We start from the raw sequence: 16,541 nt of genomic DNA, 5'->3' as shown, positions 1-16,541 counted from the left end.
CCTGCCGCTGCCGCGTGCTAAAGGCAGGCGATGGAGTCCTCGCCGGCGGGTGATGCCGATCCGTCGGTGCGGACGATGATCACCTGGACGCAGGTGGGTTCGGCCGGATTCGCCGTGACATCCACCCGGGTGGCCGAGGTCGACAGGTAGCTTCCGCCGCCTTTGACCGTTTTGATCCGCCACTTGTAGGTGTCCCCGGGCTTCGGCTGGGGGTTGGTCCAGGTGAACCGGACCTTACCCTGCGCGCCCGCGCTGCCGGCCAGCTTGGCGACGTCGGGCACGGACCCGTCGTCGATGGCGTCGGCGGGCGGCTTGCTGACCGTTTCGGTGGGCCGGACCTCCGGCTGCGGCGCGGACGATGCCATCACGATGCCCACGATGACCGCCAGCGCCAGGAGCGTTCCGCCGGAGATGGCGAGCCACAGGTTGCGTTTCCCGTGGTCCGCCGGCTGGTCTCCCGGCTGGCCGGGCGCATCATCCTCCGCAGCTTTGGGCTGGTTGCTTCGCAGGACCGTGGCGTCGTCCCAGTCGTCCGGCGCCGGTACAGCAGGGCCCGACGGCGGGATGCCCGGTGCCTGCCCGCTGACCGGGCCCGGCGCCGGTGCGGGCCCCCCGTCCAGCGGCTTGGTGCGGGCCGGGAACGTGGGGGCGCTTCCGGTCCGGTCCGGGTCGATGGACGCGACGTTGCGGACGCGGGTCTCCTCCACGCCGTCGTCCAGGTGCACGTCCTCCGGCAAGCGTTCCTCGAGCACCTCGAACGGCGTGACGGCCAGGTTGAGCTCGGCCTGGATCCGCTGCAGCGACAGGGCGAACGCGTGGGCCGACGAATAGCGTGAGGCCGGCGGCTTGGCCATCGCCGTTGCTAGGGCCAGTTCGAGGGATTCCGGCACGTCGGCGCGGCTCAGCCGGGGTACGGGCATGTTGGTGATGCGAGAAATGAGCTCACGCTGGGAGTTGTCCCCGCCCGGCAGCACGAACGGCGACCGTCCGGCGAGCAGCGTGTACAGCGTGGCGCCGAGGGCCCACACGTCCACCAGCACGCCGTCGACGCTGCCGTCCCTGAACTGTTCCGGCGGAGACCACGGGATGGACATCCCGGCGTCCTCGTCGACGTCGCCGGCCAGCGTGCCGGAGATGCCGAAGTCGGTGAGCGCCGGACGGTTGTAGTCGGTAACCAGGATGTTGGCGGGCTTGATGTCACGGTGGGCGATGCCTGCCCGGTGCGCCGTTTCGACGGCGGAGGCCACCTGGATGCCGACGGCCAGGACCTCGTCCACGCTGAAGCGCTGCCGGCGGTACCGGACGTCCAGGCTGGGCCGGGAGCAGTACTCCATGGCGAGGTAGGAATGCCCGTCCTCGGTCACCTCGGCTTCAAAGATGGTGACGATGAAGGGGTGCGAGGACAGCTGGGCCATCAGGTTGGCCTCGGACTCGAACCGGCGGCGGGCGCCCTCGGTCTTGAGGCCGGACAGCAGGACCTTCACGGCAACCTTGCGGCGCGGCCGGTCCTGCTCGTAGAGGTAGACGTCGGAAAAGCCGCCCGATCCGAGCAGGCTGACGTAGTTGAAACCGGGAATGCGGGGCGGTGGCGCCGCCGGCCGCTTGGAACTCACAGGATCTCCTCGAAGCGCAAGGAAACGTCATCGCCGAGTTCTGCGATGTCGCCGTCCAAAATAATGGCCATTTCGTTCTGGGCAAGGCGCAGCGGCGGCTGGCCCTCGCGGATCAGCACCGTGCCGTTGGTTGCCTTCAGGTCGCAGAGCATCACGTGCCAGCCCTCCAGCTGGACCTCCACGTGGGACCTCGAAATATCACCGCCGGGGCTGGCAACCTGGACCAGCCGCGGCATGGTGCCGCCTTGGACCCGGGACACGGACGGCTGCCGCCCGATCACGAGCGACTGTTCGAGGTCGATCAGCTCCCCCGTGGACAGCCGCAGCCGGCCGAGCCGGGGGCGCGGCACCTGGCTCGCGACGTCCGGAAGCGGCGCCCCGCAGGTGAAGCACTGGCCGCTGGTGGGAGGGTTGGCGTGGCCGCCGGGGCACACCCGGGCCAGTACCAGGGGGCCGTTGCCTGCGGCAACGCCCTGGCCGGATTCCGGTTTCTGCCCTGTCTGCTGGGCCCCGGGTGCGGGGAGAGCGCTCTTGAGGACGGTCTGGCCGTCGTGGTCGCCTTCCGCTGCCTCGCGGGGCCCGGGCACGGGGAGGAGCGACGGCGGGACCTGGGGTCCCGGGAACGGTGGCTGGGCATTGGGCGCCGGGAACGACGGCGGGACGTGGGGTCCCGGGGCACGGTCGCCGCCGGTCGCCCACGGCACCGAGTCGATCAGCCCTGACAGCGCCGGTGCCGACGGAGGCGCCGGAGGCGCTGCTTCACGGGCGGCATTGCCTGGCAGGGCAGCGTCTGGCAGGTCAGCTTCCTGCAGGTCGGCGTCCTGGCCCGCTGTTTCCTGAACTGCCTCCTCCCCGGCTGCGGGAGCACCGTCGTCGTCCTCCTCGCCGGTCCGCACGGCGGCGTCCTCAATGCTGCGCACCACGGTCTTGTCCCAGAGGTGGTCGTAGGAGCTGGTGAATTCGGTGGCTGGGCTGTCTTCCCGACTCAGTGATTCCTCGGGCGGCGCGTCCTGGGACGGTGCTTCCTCGGACAGGACTTCCTCTGGCAATGTCCCGGCAGCGGCAGCACCGGTCTCGGTGAAGCCCGTGACAGTTTCCTGCAGCCCGGCGACAGTCTCCGCCGACGCCTCCATAGACGTGGCAGCAACAGACATTGCAGCCGCAGACGTGGCAGCAACAGACATTGCAGGAGCAGCAGTTTCCGGCCGGAATGACAGGGCTTGTCCGGGTCCGGTAACGCTGACGCGCAGGGACTGCAGCAGCATTGCCCCTTCCACCACGGGCAATTCGGCAACAGGCAACGCGCCGGCCGGCTTGCCAGCAACGGAGCCGGGCCCCGACGGTACGGACTGCCCTGACGCGGCTTCGGGCACCGCCACGCTGAACCACTCGGGTGTATCCAGCCACCGTTCGGTCCAGGTGGTGACGTTCCGGCCGTCGAGGTTCACGGGACCCGACGGGAGCTGGACTGTCAGGTCGATGTCGCCGCGCAGGAAGACCCGCAGCGAGTCACTGAACCCGATGATCCCGAACCACGGGCTGGCGGACAGGGGAGCTCCGAATCCTCCGGTTACGGTATGAAGAATCTCGGCTGCGTCCGGGCCTTTCGCCAGCAGATCCCACACCGTGCTGACCAGCGTGGCCGGAGTGGCGGGGTCGAGGATCACTGCAGTTCCCGACCGGATGAGGCCCAGCCATCCACCGGGGACATAGCTAGCTGCGGCCATTGACGGCGTCCTCGCTGCCGGCACGCGGCAGCGTGTCTTCCTCTTCCGCGTCGGCGGCGGTCCGGGGAGCCGTCGCCGCGATACCGGCATCGTTGAGCACGTTCCTGGCGTCGATGACGATCACCGTGATGTTGTCCCGGCCCCCGCGCCTCAGCGCTGCCTGGATCAGGGCATCCACGGCTTCCTGGGGGTCCTCGACAGTGCTGAGGATCTCCAGCATCTGACCGTCCGTCAGCTCCCCGTTGAGACCGTCCGAGCACACCATCATCCGGTCACCTTCCTCAATGGGCAGGAGCCAGTAGTCGGCTTCAGTCTCGTCGCCGGCGCCCAGCGCGCGCGTCACGACGTGCCGGCGGGGATGAACCGCGGCCTCCTCGGCGGTGATCTCGCCACTCTCGACGAGCTCCTGGACCTCGGAGTGGTCCACGCTGACCTGCGAGAGCCGGCCCTGGCTCAGCCGGTACGTCCGGGAATCCCCGATGTTCATGACCAGCCAGTAGGGAACACCCATCTGCTCCACGACCACGACGCCGCTGAGCGTCGTTCCGGCCCGCGAGCCGGTGGCGGAGCGGATCGATTCGTCGGCGCTGGACAGATACTGCTGCACCACTCCCGCGGTGGCTGTCCGCTCCCCCGTGGCCAGTTGCGGCAATTGTGCCAGCGCCCGCACGCACATGCCGCTGGCTACCTCGCCGGCTTCATGGCCGCCCATGCCGTCAGCGACGGCGAACACAGGATCCGAGGCTATGTACGAGTCCTCATTGAGCTCGCGGCGAAGGCCCCGGTCCGTTCCGTAGCCGTAGCTCAGCCTGAGGCCCGGCTCGCCGCCGGTACCTGGAGTTCCGGCCACCTGCTGTGAATTCATGCGTGTCCTACGTTGAAGGTGCGGTCCCCGAAATGAACTGTGGTTCCGGGGCTGACATATGCGGGCACGCCCGGCTGCAACGCCGTGCGCATGCCGTCGGGTGTGGTGACGGCGCTGCCGTTGGTCGAATGCCGGTCGGTGACCCAGAGGCCAGTGCCGTCCGTGAGCAGGTGGAGGTGCGTCTTGGAAATGGTCTTGCCGGGGTCCGGGACCGGCAGCAGCTGTGCCTGCGATTCCCCGGCGGCGGGTGCAGGATTGCGTCCGATCAGGACGGTCCGTTCCAGGCGGAAGTCGCGGCCGTCGTCGAGCGTTATCCTCAGCACCGCCTCAGGCGCGTCCTGGCGCACGCCGGCGCGGACCTGGGTGCGGTCCATCGCATCGTCCGGGTGAGCAGCAGTTTCCGGATGAGCAGCAGTATCGAGGTGAACAGCAGGGGCCGCAGGCGGGAGCGGCTCAACCGGGGTTTCGGAAGCAACCGGGCCCGGGACAACCGGCGTCCGGGAAGCAACCGGGGATGCCACGTGCTGCACCGGGGGCAGGTCCAGGGGTGCGAAGCTGTACGGGCCTTCGATGCCGCCGGTGGCCACGGGATTGCGGCCGTTCACGACGTCGAACACAAGGGTCTTGGCCGCACGGTCGTGCCATCCGCGGAGCTTGCCGTTCCGGTCCCAGTCGCTGGATACCACAACGGCGGCGGCCCAGGCCGTACCGAGAAGCAGCAGCGGACCGAGGATCAGCGGGGCGGCATCGAACCACTTGAAGACGGCCACCAGTACCGAGGCAAGGACGGCCAGCAGGATGCCGGCGCCGGTCACGATGCCCCGCAGGAACACAGCCCCGAGTCCCGGCGCGTAGCCGTCCTTGTCGGCGCTGCGGATGCCCATCAGCCGGTTGCCGATGGTGTTGCCTGAGCGGCCCTCGACAGTTGCGACGGCGAACGCGTAGACAAGCGCCAGTCCGGCTCCGATGCTTCCAAGGAGCGCCAGCAGGCTTGTGTCGTAGATGATGAGTCCGGCGCTCCGCGTGCTGGTGATGCCTGCGAACCCGAACGACAGCAGAACCGTCAGGATAGCCACGGGCGCAAGCCAGTCGAGGACGGCTGCGCCGAGGCGTTTGCCCGGCGCCGCTGGAACCAGCGCAAGAGTGCCTGACATGTCCGATCCTTCCCCCAGCCCTACCGGGATGCTACCGGGAATCGGAGCGGCTTGCCTCCCGCCCCGGCTGGGCATGGCTCCCCTGTTGGGCAGCGGGGAGCCGCACGCACCGCAAAAGCTCGCCCCGGCCAGGACAGGCTGCCCACAGCGCAGGCACCGGTCTGTTCCCCCGGCAGCTCCGGGCCCCTCGCCGTTCACCGCCGGAACCCCCGCGCGGCCAGGGCCGCCCGGGCCTCAGCCAGCAGCGACCGTGGCGAGAACCGCGCCTGCTGGCGCCGCCAGAAGCCAACGGTTCCGGTCATCTCCCTGAGCGAGCCGTCCACGACGTCCCAGTACTCCCGCACCTCGTCCTCGCTCGGCTGGCCCGCCCCGAAGATGGAGGCGTCAGCCCGGTGCGCGAGCAGGGTTGTGGTGGTGCCGGTGGCGGGGAACGCCTCAGCGACTGCCGCCGCCGTTTCCCGCCTGGTTGCACGCTTGTCCACATTGGCACCCATGTCCGTTGCCAGGCTGAGGACCTCGTTCCAGCCGCCTCCGACCCGCTGGGCAGGATCGCCGCCGGTGAAGCGGGCCTTCCGGCGCCGGGACTTGAGCAGGGCGATGAGCAGCAGCGGCAGTGCGAGGATGCCTGCGGGAATCATGGCGATGCCGATGGCGGTGAGGATGGGACCCCAGATAAGCCAGGGGTTGTTTTTCTTCTCGTCGGCGTCGAGGGCGTCGGGAGAGGAGTCCGGCGGCAGGTCGGCCGGTTCCTGCGGCGGTGGCGGCGGCTGCAGGACCTGGGGCTTGGGCTTGGACTTGTTTTCCGGATCGGGCGGGATGGGAACGTTGTCCTTGGGCGGGGTGGGGTCGAAGGCCACCCAGCCCACGCGGTCGAAGGCCACCTCCACCCAGGCATGGACGTCCTTGCCCAGGATCCTGATTTCGCCGGCACCGTTCTCCGGGCTCTTCGGGTCGGGATAGAAGCCCATCACCACACGCGAGGGGATGCCCAAATGGCGAAGCATCAGGGACATCGCCACGGCATACTGCTCATCGTCGCCCAGCATCTGCTTGGCGGTCAGCAGGTCGCGGATGCGCGCCGCGCCGTGCCCCGAGACACTCGGGAGCTGCCCGTCGGCGATGAGCCCGTTGCTGAAGGCGCCCTTCATCTGGAAGTGGGCCTCGATCTGCCGGACCTGGTCCGCGGCGGTCGGGGCGTCCGCAGCGAGGTCGTTTGCCTGGGCGCCCACCACCGGCGGCACGTGGGTGGTGTCGGGCAGGCTGACCCTGGCGAAGTCGTATTGCGTCAGTTGCCCATGCTCGAGCTTCACCGGGTCCGAGACCTGGACGGTGTAGGAATCGCCCCGGGACAGGCCCTGGGTGGTCACCGCGGTGTCGGTTCCGGAGTTGAAGTACAGCCCCGAGGCGGCGCCGGATGAGCCCGGGCCAAAGCTCAGCCCGGTGGTCTTCCGGCCGCCCGGGACGAAGTAGCCCTGGTAGTCATCAATGGTGATGTCCAGGCTGTAGTCGTTCGTCGGCACCGCGTCCGTGGAACCGGCGAGCGTGTTGATCGACTTCGCATCGCCCACCTTGCTAAAGCTGCCGGAGCCGTTCGGATCCATGCTGTAGTTGGTGCCGTTGAAGGAATCGAGTGCCCCGAGCCGGACCCGCGCGTCTTTCGGCAGCCCCTTGACGGTGAACAGGGCGTCGTCCTTCTTGTCCTTGACGAAGTTGCGGAAGCTCGCCAGCGGCGTGACGTAGGCCTTGGGGTCAAAGGGCGGTACGACGACGTTGCGGAGGACTCGCCGCTCGCCACCGGCGGCGATCAGCGGCGATACTGCCGCGGTGATGCCCACCGTCGCCGCCAGGACGGCGGCTCCGGCCGCCAAGCGGCGCATGCGCGCCTTCCCGGCAGTGCCGGCGTCGTGCTGGGGACGGTTCACCGAGACCTTGTGGGTGTCGTGCCGGCGAAGGGCGTCGCGCCGGAAGGTGGCCCAGGCGATGCCCACCACCGTCAGCGCGATGCCCCGTTCCACGGTCAGGAACCCGGCGTTGGTGCTGAAGGCGATGCCCGTGACGAACAGGACCAGGACCGGCAGCAGCGGCCAGTAGGGGCTCCGGATCCGCCACGTGAGGACGCCGGCGGCGGCTGCCGTGATGAGTGAGCTCAGGAAGGGGACGATCAGCACGCCGCCCGCGGTGCCCACGGGCACTCCGACGGTGAGCATGTCCTTCCAAGCGAACACCACGCCGAGCAGCAGCGTCCGCAGGGATTCCAGGCTGGGCAGGAATCCGGCCACCGCGGCGTCGGGCACGGCGAGGGCCGTCCCCAGTACCAGGTAACCGCCGAAGGCCAGGGCCGTGGTGATCAGCAGGCCCAGCCGGAAATGGGCGTTGCCGGCAGCGATGGCCAGGCCCAGGATGATCCCGCCAAAACCGGCAACCAGGTAATGGGGGTCGCCGCCGAAGCTGAGGCTGAACCCGAGGATACCCAGCCCGAGCAGCATGGTGAGGGCACCGCCGTCGAGCACAAAATGCCACCGCGGCCGGCCGTCCGCGAACGCGGACGCGGCAGCGGGCCGGGCCGAACGGCGGGCGCTGTCTGAACGGCGGGGGCTGTCTGAGCGGCCTGGACGCTCCGGACGGCGGGGGCGGAGACCGGGGGCCTCACTCATGCTGCAGCCTTTCGCAGGACGGAGGGAAGGTCGGAGAGGTCACCGACCGTGAGGACGGTCAGGTCGCCAATGTTGGCGCGGGCCGGCGCAGCGCCAAGGTCAACGAGCACGGCGAGGCTGCGGACGCCGGGCGGCACCGAGGCGGTGGCCGAGCGCAGCTGGGTGGGCGTCACCTGGCTGCCCGCGACGAAGAAGACCACCGAGGCGTTGGGCACCGTGTCGGCCAGTGTGCGGGCGAGGTCTACGGCGGTCTTCCGGAGCGGAGTGCCGACGATCCGGGTCATGTCGTCCAGCATGTTGCGGCCGGTCTCGCAGCGCAGCGGACCGGCCTGCGTCAGGACGTCCAGCTCGCGCTGTTCGCGGATGGCCTGGCGGCCGATCGACGCGGCTGCCGATATGGCCAGCTCGAATTCCTCGTCCGACGCGTATTCATCCGTGTTGATGGACAGCGAGATGGCCAGATGCGCGCGGCGGGTTTCTTCAAACTGGCGGACCATGAGCTTGTTGGTCCGGGCTGTGGTTTTCCAGTGGATGTGCCGCCGGTCGTCCCCCGGGACGTAGTCGCGCAGCGCGTGGAAGGAAACGTCCGCGCTGGACAGCTCCGTGGTGGGCATGCCCTCCAGGTCGCGGATGAACCCGGCGGCGGAACCGGCCAGCGCAACAGTCCGGGGGTGCACGTAGAGGTCCTCCGGTTCCGTCCAGAGCACCTGCCGGCGGAGCAGGTGCAGCGGATCGGCCCGGACGGAGCGCACCGGACCCACCACGATGACGGCCCTGCGCGCCGTGGGGATGGTGAAGAGGTCCTCATGCACCTGCTGCGGCTTCATCCGCGGGAGGTGGAAGACGGCGGTGGCTGCCCCTACGGGCAGTTCGAGGTCGGCGGGCAGGAGCGGCCGGGCAGAGGTGTTGGACACTGCGATGCTTCCGACGGCGCTGTCCCCCACGGCCACCCTGGTCCGGGCGAGGTCGAGCACCACACCGTAGGAGGACCGTCCCAGGATGAAGCCGACGGCGATGACGAAAAGCACCAGCGCCGCAATGGCCGCCGCCTTGGCTTCCTGCCAGCCGTAGGCGCTTCCGGCCGCCCACAGGAGAACCGCGGCGGCCAGCACCGACCAGCCCAGGACGCTGACCACGGACAGGACGGGCCGGACGTGGCGGCCCCATACACCGCCGGCTATCCGCCAGGCGGGACCCAGCGCCAGGCGCGCGGTGCCGGCGGCATCCGACCACACCCTGGACGGGCGGCCCTGGGGCCGCAGCCCGGGCGGCCGCATCCGGGGCAGCCCTGTCCTGGGCAGCCGAACTTTGGATGCCTGCACCCTAAACCGCTGCACTTTAGACGGCGGCGCGCTGCTGCGGCGCTGCGACATCGGCCAGGACGCGTCCCAGAACGGCTTCGGCCGTTGCCCCGGAGAACTCGGCTTCGGGGTCCATCACGAGACGGTGGGTCCAGACGACGCCGGCGAGGTCCTTGATGTCGTCCGGCAGGACGAAGTTGCGCCCCTGGCCCGCGGCCCAGACCTTGGCCGCCCGGACCATGGCGAGGGCGCCGCGCACCGACACGCCCAGGCGGGTCTCCGGCGCGTTGCGGGTCTCCTCGCAGAGCCGGGAGATGTACTCCAGCACGGCGGTGTCGACGTGCGTGGTGGCGGCGAGGTCCGCCATGTCGGCCACGGCCTGTGTGGTGATGACCGGCTGCAGGTCCCGGGAGCGGTCCTTTAGGTTGGTTCCGCCCAAGAGCTGGACGGTGGAGGCGTGGTCCGGGTATCCGATGGAGGTCTTGATCAGGAAGCGGTCCAGCTGGGCCTCGGGCAGCCGGTAGGTGCCGGCCTGCTCGATCGGGTTCTGCGTGGCCAGCACCATGAACGGCCGGCCGGCTTCATAGGTGGTGCCGTCCACGGTGACGCGGGACTCCTCCATGACTTCCAGCAGCGCCGACTGCGTCTTGGGCGAGGCCCGGTTGATTTCGTCGGCAAGCACGATGTTGCTGAAGATCGGACCCTTGTGGAATTCGAACTTCTGGGTCTTCTGGTCGTAGATGGTCACACCGGTGACGTCAGAGGGCAGCAGGTCCGGCGTGAACTGGATGCGGCTGTTGGACCCCTGGACGGTGGCCGCCAGCGCACGGGCCAACGAGGTCTTTCCAGTGCCAGGGGCATCTTCGAAGAGGACGTGGCCCTCCGCCAGCATCGCGGTGAAGGTCAGACGGATGACGTGCGCCTTGCCCAGGACAGCCTGGCCCACGTTGGCGACGAGCTTCTCGAACGTCCCAGCAAACCAGGCGGCCTGCTCGCTAGTCATTGTCATGGTTTGGTCCTCTTCTGTGTCATTCCAGGCGTATTCGTTCTCAGCAGGCGGTGGTCCGGCACGGTCAGCACTGGCCCACGCCAGGGCCACGGAGGTCCACGGTGATGCCCTTGACGTACCAGCCGGAGTGCGGCCCACCGTTCATCAGGTACCAGCGGCTTCCGTTGTTGTAGATATCGGACCAGCAGGGGGTGGCGATCCAGCCGTCCGAATATGACACCCAGTTGGCGTCGCTGCCGCCGCAGCTGCGGGTGGCGGCGTCGTACCGGTCGGGGACACCGGGCTTGCCGGGGCAGCTGTTGTTGTCCGACCGCTTGACCCTGACCTCGGTGAGCGGGGGCGTCGGATCCGCTCCGCTGGTAGCACTGTCACTGCCGGCCTGTCCGTAGACCACAGTGAACGCCCTGACGCGCAGCGAGTGGGTGCTGTCCCAGCCTCCCGCCGGGCGGTCGTAGCGGTTGCTGAGTCCGACGCTGATCCAGCCGCCGCCATCGAAGCTCACCTCGAACCGCTTGATGGCGCGCCCGTTGCTCGCCGGGTTGTTCCAGGTCCAGTGCACGTCACCATCGCCCTTGGCGGACCTTTGGCCGGTGACGTCCGGCGCGTTCGGCGGCGCGTACGGGTTGCCTGAGCCTATGGCCTTGCCGTCGCCGGACACGTTGTTCTTAGTGGAGGCGGCGATGATGTTAACCGTCACGTCCCGGCCATTCGGCTGGCCGGTGATAGTCCCCCCGCCAGTGCTGATCGGGCCGGATCCGTACGCCGTGGACCAGCGGTAACTGATCTCTGACGCCTGGGAACCGTTCCGCTGCGCTTCCGTGAGCGGCGTGAACGTAACGTCCAGCTGGCCGTCCTTACCGTTCGCCCGCACAGTGCCGCCGTCCACCGTCCCCGGCTTGCCGGCGGCGCGGACCGGTGCCGACTGTGCACTGGTCCCGGACGTACCGGCCTTGTTCGTGGCGGAAACCGTGAACGCGTAGTCAGCTTCGGAGTTGTCCACCGTGACGTTCAGCGACGTTCCGGAAGCCACCTTCTGGCTCTTGACCACGGACCCGCCCCGCAGGGTGGTCAGCGTGTACGCGGAGACGGCGTCGCCATTGTTGTTTGGGGCCGTCCAGCTGACGTTCAGCTGGGACTGTGGACCCACGGAACCGGCCCCCGCCGCGGTGGGGGCCGCCGGCGTCACAGGCACGCCGGCCGGCACCTCGGCCGCGGAGTAGGTGCTCCATTCCGACGGGTCCTTGGCATCATTCCTGGCGAGGACACGCACCTTGTAGGCCACGCCGTTGGTGAGACCCTTCCAGACGTAACTGGTGGATGTCAGGTTCTGGATCTGCGGACTCTGGCCACTGGGTGCCGGCGAGATTTCAAGGTCGTAGGACTTGACCGGCGACCCCTTGCTGGCCGGCGCCTTCCAGGCGATGGAGAGCTGCTTGTCGCCGAACTTCAGCGACGGAGCCAGCGGCATCTCCGGCTTTACGTCGGGCCGGACCTCAGCCGAAGCCGGTGAACGGTCGGACTCGCCGAATTCGTTCGTCGCGGTCACCTGGAAGTGGTATTTCGTGTTGTTCACGAGGTTGTCCAGGGTGCACGAGTTGGCCGGGCAGTCCTGTTTGTAGCCGCCTTCGCCGTACACCGTGTACTTGGTGATCGGCGATCCCCGGTCGGCCGGCGCCGTCCAGTTCAGCAGCGCAGTCCGGTCACCAACGCTCTGCGCCTGGGGCGTGGTGGGGGCGAGCGGCTTGTCCTTGACCGTGAGCCGGATCCGGGCGGTCGCGTACCGGGACGAGTCCTCGGTCTTGTCCCCCACGGTGTAGGACACAATCAGGGTGCCGGAGAACCCGGCGGACGGCGTGACCGTCACCGAGTCGCCGCTGATGGCTGCCGTGCCCTGGCCCGTTTCGGTGGCGACGCCGATGATTTTCAGCGGGGTATCGGGGAAGGGGTTGGCATCGTTCGCCAGCACCTTGACTGTCACCGGCTTGCCCGCCGCGGCGTTTTCCTCGACGTCGTCGTTGGCGACGGGCTTGGCCCGGTTGGTTGCCGTGACGGCGAGCCGGAACGTGGCGGTGGATTCAAGGCCGCGCGGGTCCTTCGCCGTCACCTGCACGGCACCCCCGTCTCCTGTCCTTGTGCCGTCCTTCGCCGAAACTTTGAGGGACGCGCCGTCAATGGCCACGTTGAAGCCCTGGGGAACCGCGCCGGCGATCTCGTACTTCATGTTCACGGCGTCGTCGCCATCGGGGTCGGTGGTCAGTTTGGCCAGGTCAGCGGCGGCGGAGTCACCCAGCGGAACATCCACCGAGCCGCCGAGCAGCACCGGCGGGTTGTTGCGGTTGGGGTCCGGCAGCACCTTGGTGCGGATGCTCAGGGTGGACTTGAGTCCGGCGGGGTCGTCCGGGCCGGAGCCGTCCGTCACTTCGAAGGTGATGGACCCCGGGCCCACGTAGTCCCTGTCCGCGGTGTATTTGACGGCGGTGCCGTTGCCGGCCACCGGGTTGCTCCCGTCCGCACCGATGAGTTTGATCCGGTCGGTCTGGGTCAGGCGGGGCGAACGGCCGTCCCGCACCTTGACCCATTCGGCGAGGTCTGCGGTCACGGACTGGCCCGCGACGACTTCGAGGACCTCGTCCTTGGCAAGGGTGGGAACCTGCTGGCCCAGGCCCGGCACCCAGATGATCGCCGTCGACTTCTGGCCGTCGACGTCCTCAACCGTGTAGGGCACCAGTTGTGGCTGCTCGGTCAGCCCGACGATCATGTTGCCGTCCGGCCCCGGGCGCGCCGTCTCGGCCGCGCTGCTGATCTTGAGGTTCTCACCCACGCCGTCAGGGTCCTCGTCGTTCTTGAGGACGGGGACGTCGACGGCGGTCTTACCGAGCGTCTGCGCGGACGTCACCCGGTCATCCCGGGCGATCGGTGCCTGCAGCGGGACGTTGCTGTCCACCACCATCCTGATGGCTGCCTGCGCGGAGGCTCCGCGTTCGTCGGCCACGGTGTAGCGGACGTTGACGGTACCTTCGGCGGCCGGTGCCTGCAGCAGGATACGGCCGCTTTGCTTGCTGACCGTGGCCTTGAGCGCGGCATCGGCTTCGATGCCGTCGGTGAGGATCCGGATCAGGTCCCCGTCCGGATCGGTGTCGTTGCCGGCAGCGTCGACGGCGATCTGCCGCCCGGGCCGGACCTTGACCTGGTCGTCCACCGGTGTGGGCTTCTGGTTGGTGTCGCTGCGGGGCGCGATGCCCACGGTGACGGTGCCGGTGTTCACGGCTCCCTGCCGGTCCACGACCTTGTAGCGGAACGTATCGGTTCCGGCGCCGTTTCCGGCCGCCACGAAGTCGATGAAGTTGCTGCCGGCCGTTGCGGTGCCCATACCGGGCGTGCTGTCGATGCCGGTCAGCTGGACGGAGTCGCCGTCGGGGTCAATGCCGTCCAGCGGCACCGGAATGCGCACCGTGCCCGCGGCCACCACCCGGGCCGTCAGGTTCTTGGGTTGCGGGCGGGAGTTTTCGGCGCCTTCCAGCGGCAGGATGTGGATGGTGACGGCGGCGGCGCTCTTCTGGCCCTGCGGATCCACCGCGTTGTAGATGGCGCGCACGGTCTTGGGCTGGCTCCCGGCGATGAAGCGGAGGGTGTTCTCCGAGACGAAGCTCTTCCCGTCCTCCGCCGGGACGGCCTGCGGCAGGACCGGGTCAACAGTCAGCTTTTCGCCCTGCGGGTGGGTGTCATTGTCCAGGACCGGGATGGTCACGACGTCGTTGACGCGGACGTTGACCTCATCGGGCTTGGGCTGCGGGGCCTCCACCACAGCAGGGGCGGGAACAGGCACCACCGAGACGCTTCCGGTGGCGGAAGACTTGCCGTTGGACATCGTGTAGCGGAACAGGAACGGGTCCTTGGTGCCGGCGATGTCGGTGATCCGCAGGACGCTGTGGTCGATCACGCTCACCGACGCCGTGGCGTTCTCCGGCACCGCGACCGACTGCAGGACCAGGACGCCCCCGGACGGGTCCGAGTCGTTGGCCAGCGGGTCCAGCAGCACGCTGCCGCCCACCGGCAGGAGTGCCACGTCATGGACCGCGACGGGGTTTCCGGAGTCCTTGCCGGATTCCACATCCACACGGATGAGGCCCTGGCTGCTTCGCGGTCCGTTGCTGGCCAGGTAAGTCAGGTAGATCGGGCCCGGGGTCCGGCTGCGGAAGGTGAAGGTGCCGCCGTCGGTGACCGGGCCCAGTTCCGCAGCTCCGCTGGCTTCCACCTGGGCGAGGCGCAAGGCGCCGCCGTTGGGATCGACGTCGTTCTTCAACGGCGCGATGACCAGGTCCTGGCCTACCACTGCCGTGACGTGGTCGGCGTTGACCACGGGAGCGAGTGCTCCCGGCGGCTGGACGTTGACCACCACCTTTCCCGTGGTGGTGGCACGGCCGTCCCAGACGGTTACGGTGACGCTTTTCTTCCCGGCCGAGGCGCCGGAATCCTGGAAGGTAAGCAGACCGTCGCGGCGGACCTTGACCTGGTCCTGTTCGTTGTCGGCGGTGGCTGACATCAGGACGAGGTCGTCGCCGTCGGGATCGGCCCAGTCGGTGAGGATGTTCTGGCTGACGGTCTTGCCCTGCTCCACCAGGAGTGTGGTGGGGTCGCCGCGCTTGAAGGCCGGGGGCCTGTTCTCGTCCGGCCCGACGACGCTCAGGCTTACTTTGCCGCCGGCGGACAGGCCGCGGCCGTCCGCCGCGGTGTAGTCGAAGGTCTCGGTCCCCGGCGTCGCATCGGCCGGCACCGTGATCTGGAAGGCGGACCCGCCGTAGATGCTCTCGATGCTCCCGGCGTGCGGGCCTTCGGCACCGAGTGATGCGGTCAGTACGTCGCCGTCGGGGTCGGAGTCGTTGTCGAGAACGCTCAGGACAGTGGTCCGTCCCGGCCGGACGCCGACGACGTCGGGTTTCGTTTCGGGGGGACGGTTCGGTTTGGTGCGGTCCGGCAGAACGTTGACGGTGTTGTCGTCGGCCGACTCCTCATCCGGGTCGTCAGCCTGGTTCTTGGGCGGGACAACGTCGTCCCAGTTGTTGACCAGCTGCATGTTCTGGTTGACCAGCCACACGTTTCCCGAGTTCACGTCGTTCAAAACCACGACATCCCGGTTAACGCGGAACACGTAGCTGGGCGACGCGCTGGCTTTGGGCACTGCCACGTTCTTGTTGTCGGACGCATTGGCGCAGTCCCGGACATACTTGTTCGCCCCGGACCATGCGGCGTGGACGCAGCCGCCCAGCTGCACCGGCGCTGCCGGCACGCCCTGGCCGCCGAACGTCACGGTCTTCGCGGCGGAGCCGTTCAGCGGCTGTTTGAGGAGCGCCTTGCCGGTGGCCACGGCCACGGAGTCTGACGCCGGCCCTGACTGCTGGAGCTTTGCCTCCCTCGCGTCGGCCAGCGGCACTTCGCGCCCGCCGGGCAGGAACAGTTTTCCTGCGGCTGCGTCCAGGACCACAGGCTGGTCCCCCACGACGGCGAGCTGGAGGTCCCCGGCGCCCTTCAGCCCGTCCCACGTGCTGTGCTCTGTATCGGCGGCTGCCCCCGCGGCGTCCACAGTGGTCACAGTCACCTGCCCCGTCTTCGGATCCGCCGAATAGACCCGGTCATCCGGGCCGACGGCGGACACCAGGCCCTGGGAACCGGCCACGGCGGGCTCGCTGGACTCCTCGTCGAAAGCGTTGACGGTTGACGGGGACATGGCCCACGTCTTGCCGGAGGAAGGGTCGGTGACCGAGATGACGTCGGCGCCGACGCTCACCTGTGCCGAGCCGGGAAGCTTCTTGTCACCGCCCAGCCTCATGTTGGCGGCGGACACCTGGTTCAGGGTGGAACCCGATTCGTCGTCGACGAACACCTTGCCCGCATTCTGCAGGACATCGAACGTGGTGCTGGCCGGGGTCACGGCACCGTCAAGGACCCGCGAGGGGTAGTTGAGCCGGCCGACGGCGTTGCGGGCCTTGCTGACCACCCAGACGCCGCCGTCGTTAAGGTCAACCTCGGTTGTCTTGAACCCCGGGTGGATCACGGCACCGGCCACCAGCGCTGCGGCGGCAGCGGAAAAGACGGTTCCGGTGACGATCCTGTTGCGGCGTTTCCTCAGCCCCAGCTTGCCGAACAAAGTTGACACAGCGTTACTATTCCCCTGAAATCACGGCCGCCTGAGCGCGGCTTACTGGCCCCTGATGTTCATC

The 16,541-nt window shown here is 68.6% G+C and carries 8 protein-coding genes; all 8 read right to left on the bottom strand.

What is annotated here, in order from left to right:
* Window positions 1–17: 17 nt before the first annotated feature.
* Window positions 18–1,613: a serine/threonine-protein kinase gene (locus ABRP34_RS21260; RefSeq protein ID WP_353711687.1), complete on the bottom strand. Its 1,596-nt coding sequence runs from the start codon at window positions 1,611–1,613 to the stop codon at window positions 18–20.
* Entirely contained in the window at window positions 1,610–3,340 is a 1,731-nt protein-coding gene (locus tag ABRP34_RS21255; RefSeq protein WP_353711686.1) for a hypothetical protein, read from the bottom strand. The genes ABRP34_RS21260 and ABRP34_RS21255 overlap by 4 nt, the downstream gene beginning before the upstream one ends.
* Window positions 3,327–4,205, bottom strand: a complete 879-nt coding sequence (locus tag ABRP34_RS21250) for a protein phosphatase 2C domain-containing protein (protein ID WP_353711685.1) — start codon at window positions 4,203–4,205, stop codon at window positions 3,327–3,329. Before ABRP34_RS21250 ends, ABRP34_RS21255 begins: the two co-directional genes overlap by 14 nt.
* Window positions 4,202–5,512 carry an RDD family protein gene (locus ABRP34_RS21245; protein WP_353713435.1) on the bottom strand — a complete coding sequence of 437 codons (1,311 nt, stop codon included), beginning with the start codon at window positions 5,510–5,512 and terminating at the stop codon, window positions 4,202–4,204. Before ABRP34_RS21245 ends, ABRP34_RS21250 begins: the two co-directional genes overlap by 4 nt.
* 41 nt (window positions 5,513–5,553) lie before the next feature.
* On the bottom strand, window positions 5,554–8,013 hold the full coding sequence (locus tag ABRP34_RS21240; RefSeq protein WP_353711684.1) for a transglutaminase domain-containing protein: 2,460 nt from the start codon (window positions 8,011–8,013) through the stop codon (window positions 5,554–5,556).
* A complete protein-coding gene (locus ABRP34_RS21235; protein ID WP_353713434.1) occupies window positions 8,010–9,290 on the bottom strand; it encodes a DUF58 domain-containing protein in 1,281 nt (426 codons plus the stop codon). The genes ABRP34_RS21240 and ABRP34_RS21235 overlap by 4 nt, the downstream gene beginning before the upstream one ends.
* Window positions 9,291–9,351: 61 nt before the next feature.
* Window positions 9,352–10,323 (bottom strand): MoxR family ATPase, encoded by a 972-nt coding sequence (locus ABRP34_RS21230; protein WP_003801986.1) that lies wholly within the window; start codon window positions 10,321–10,323, stop codon window positions 9,352–9,354.
* 64 nt (window positions 10,324–10,387) lie between these two features.
* Window positions 10,388–16,477, bottom strand: coding sequence for an Ig-like domain-containing protein (locus tag ABRP34_RS21225; RefSeq protein WP_353711683.1), 6,090 nt, complete (start codon window positions 16,475–16,477; stop codon window positions 10,388–10,390).
* Between the last annotated feature and the right edge of the window lie 64 nt (window positions 16,478–16,541).

The organism is Arthrobacter sp. K5, assembly GCF_040448525.1.
Classification (GTDB): domain Bacteria; phylum Actinomycetota; class Actinomycetes; order Actinomycetales; family Micrococcaceae; genus Arthrobacter; species Arthrobacter globiformis.
This window is presented reverse-complemented; position numbering and strand designations above follow the sequence as displayed.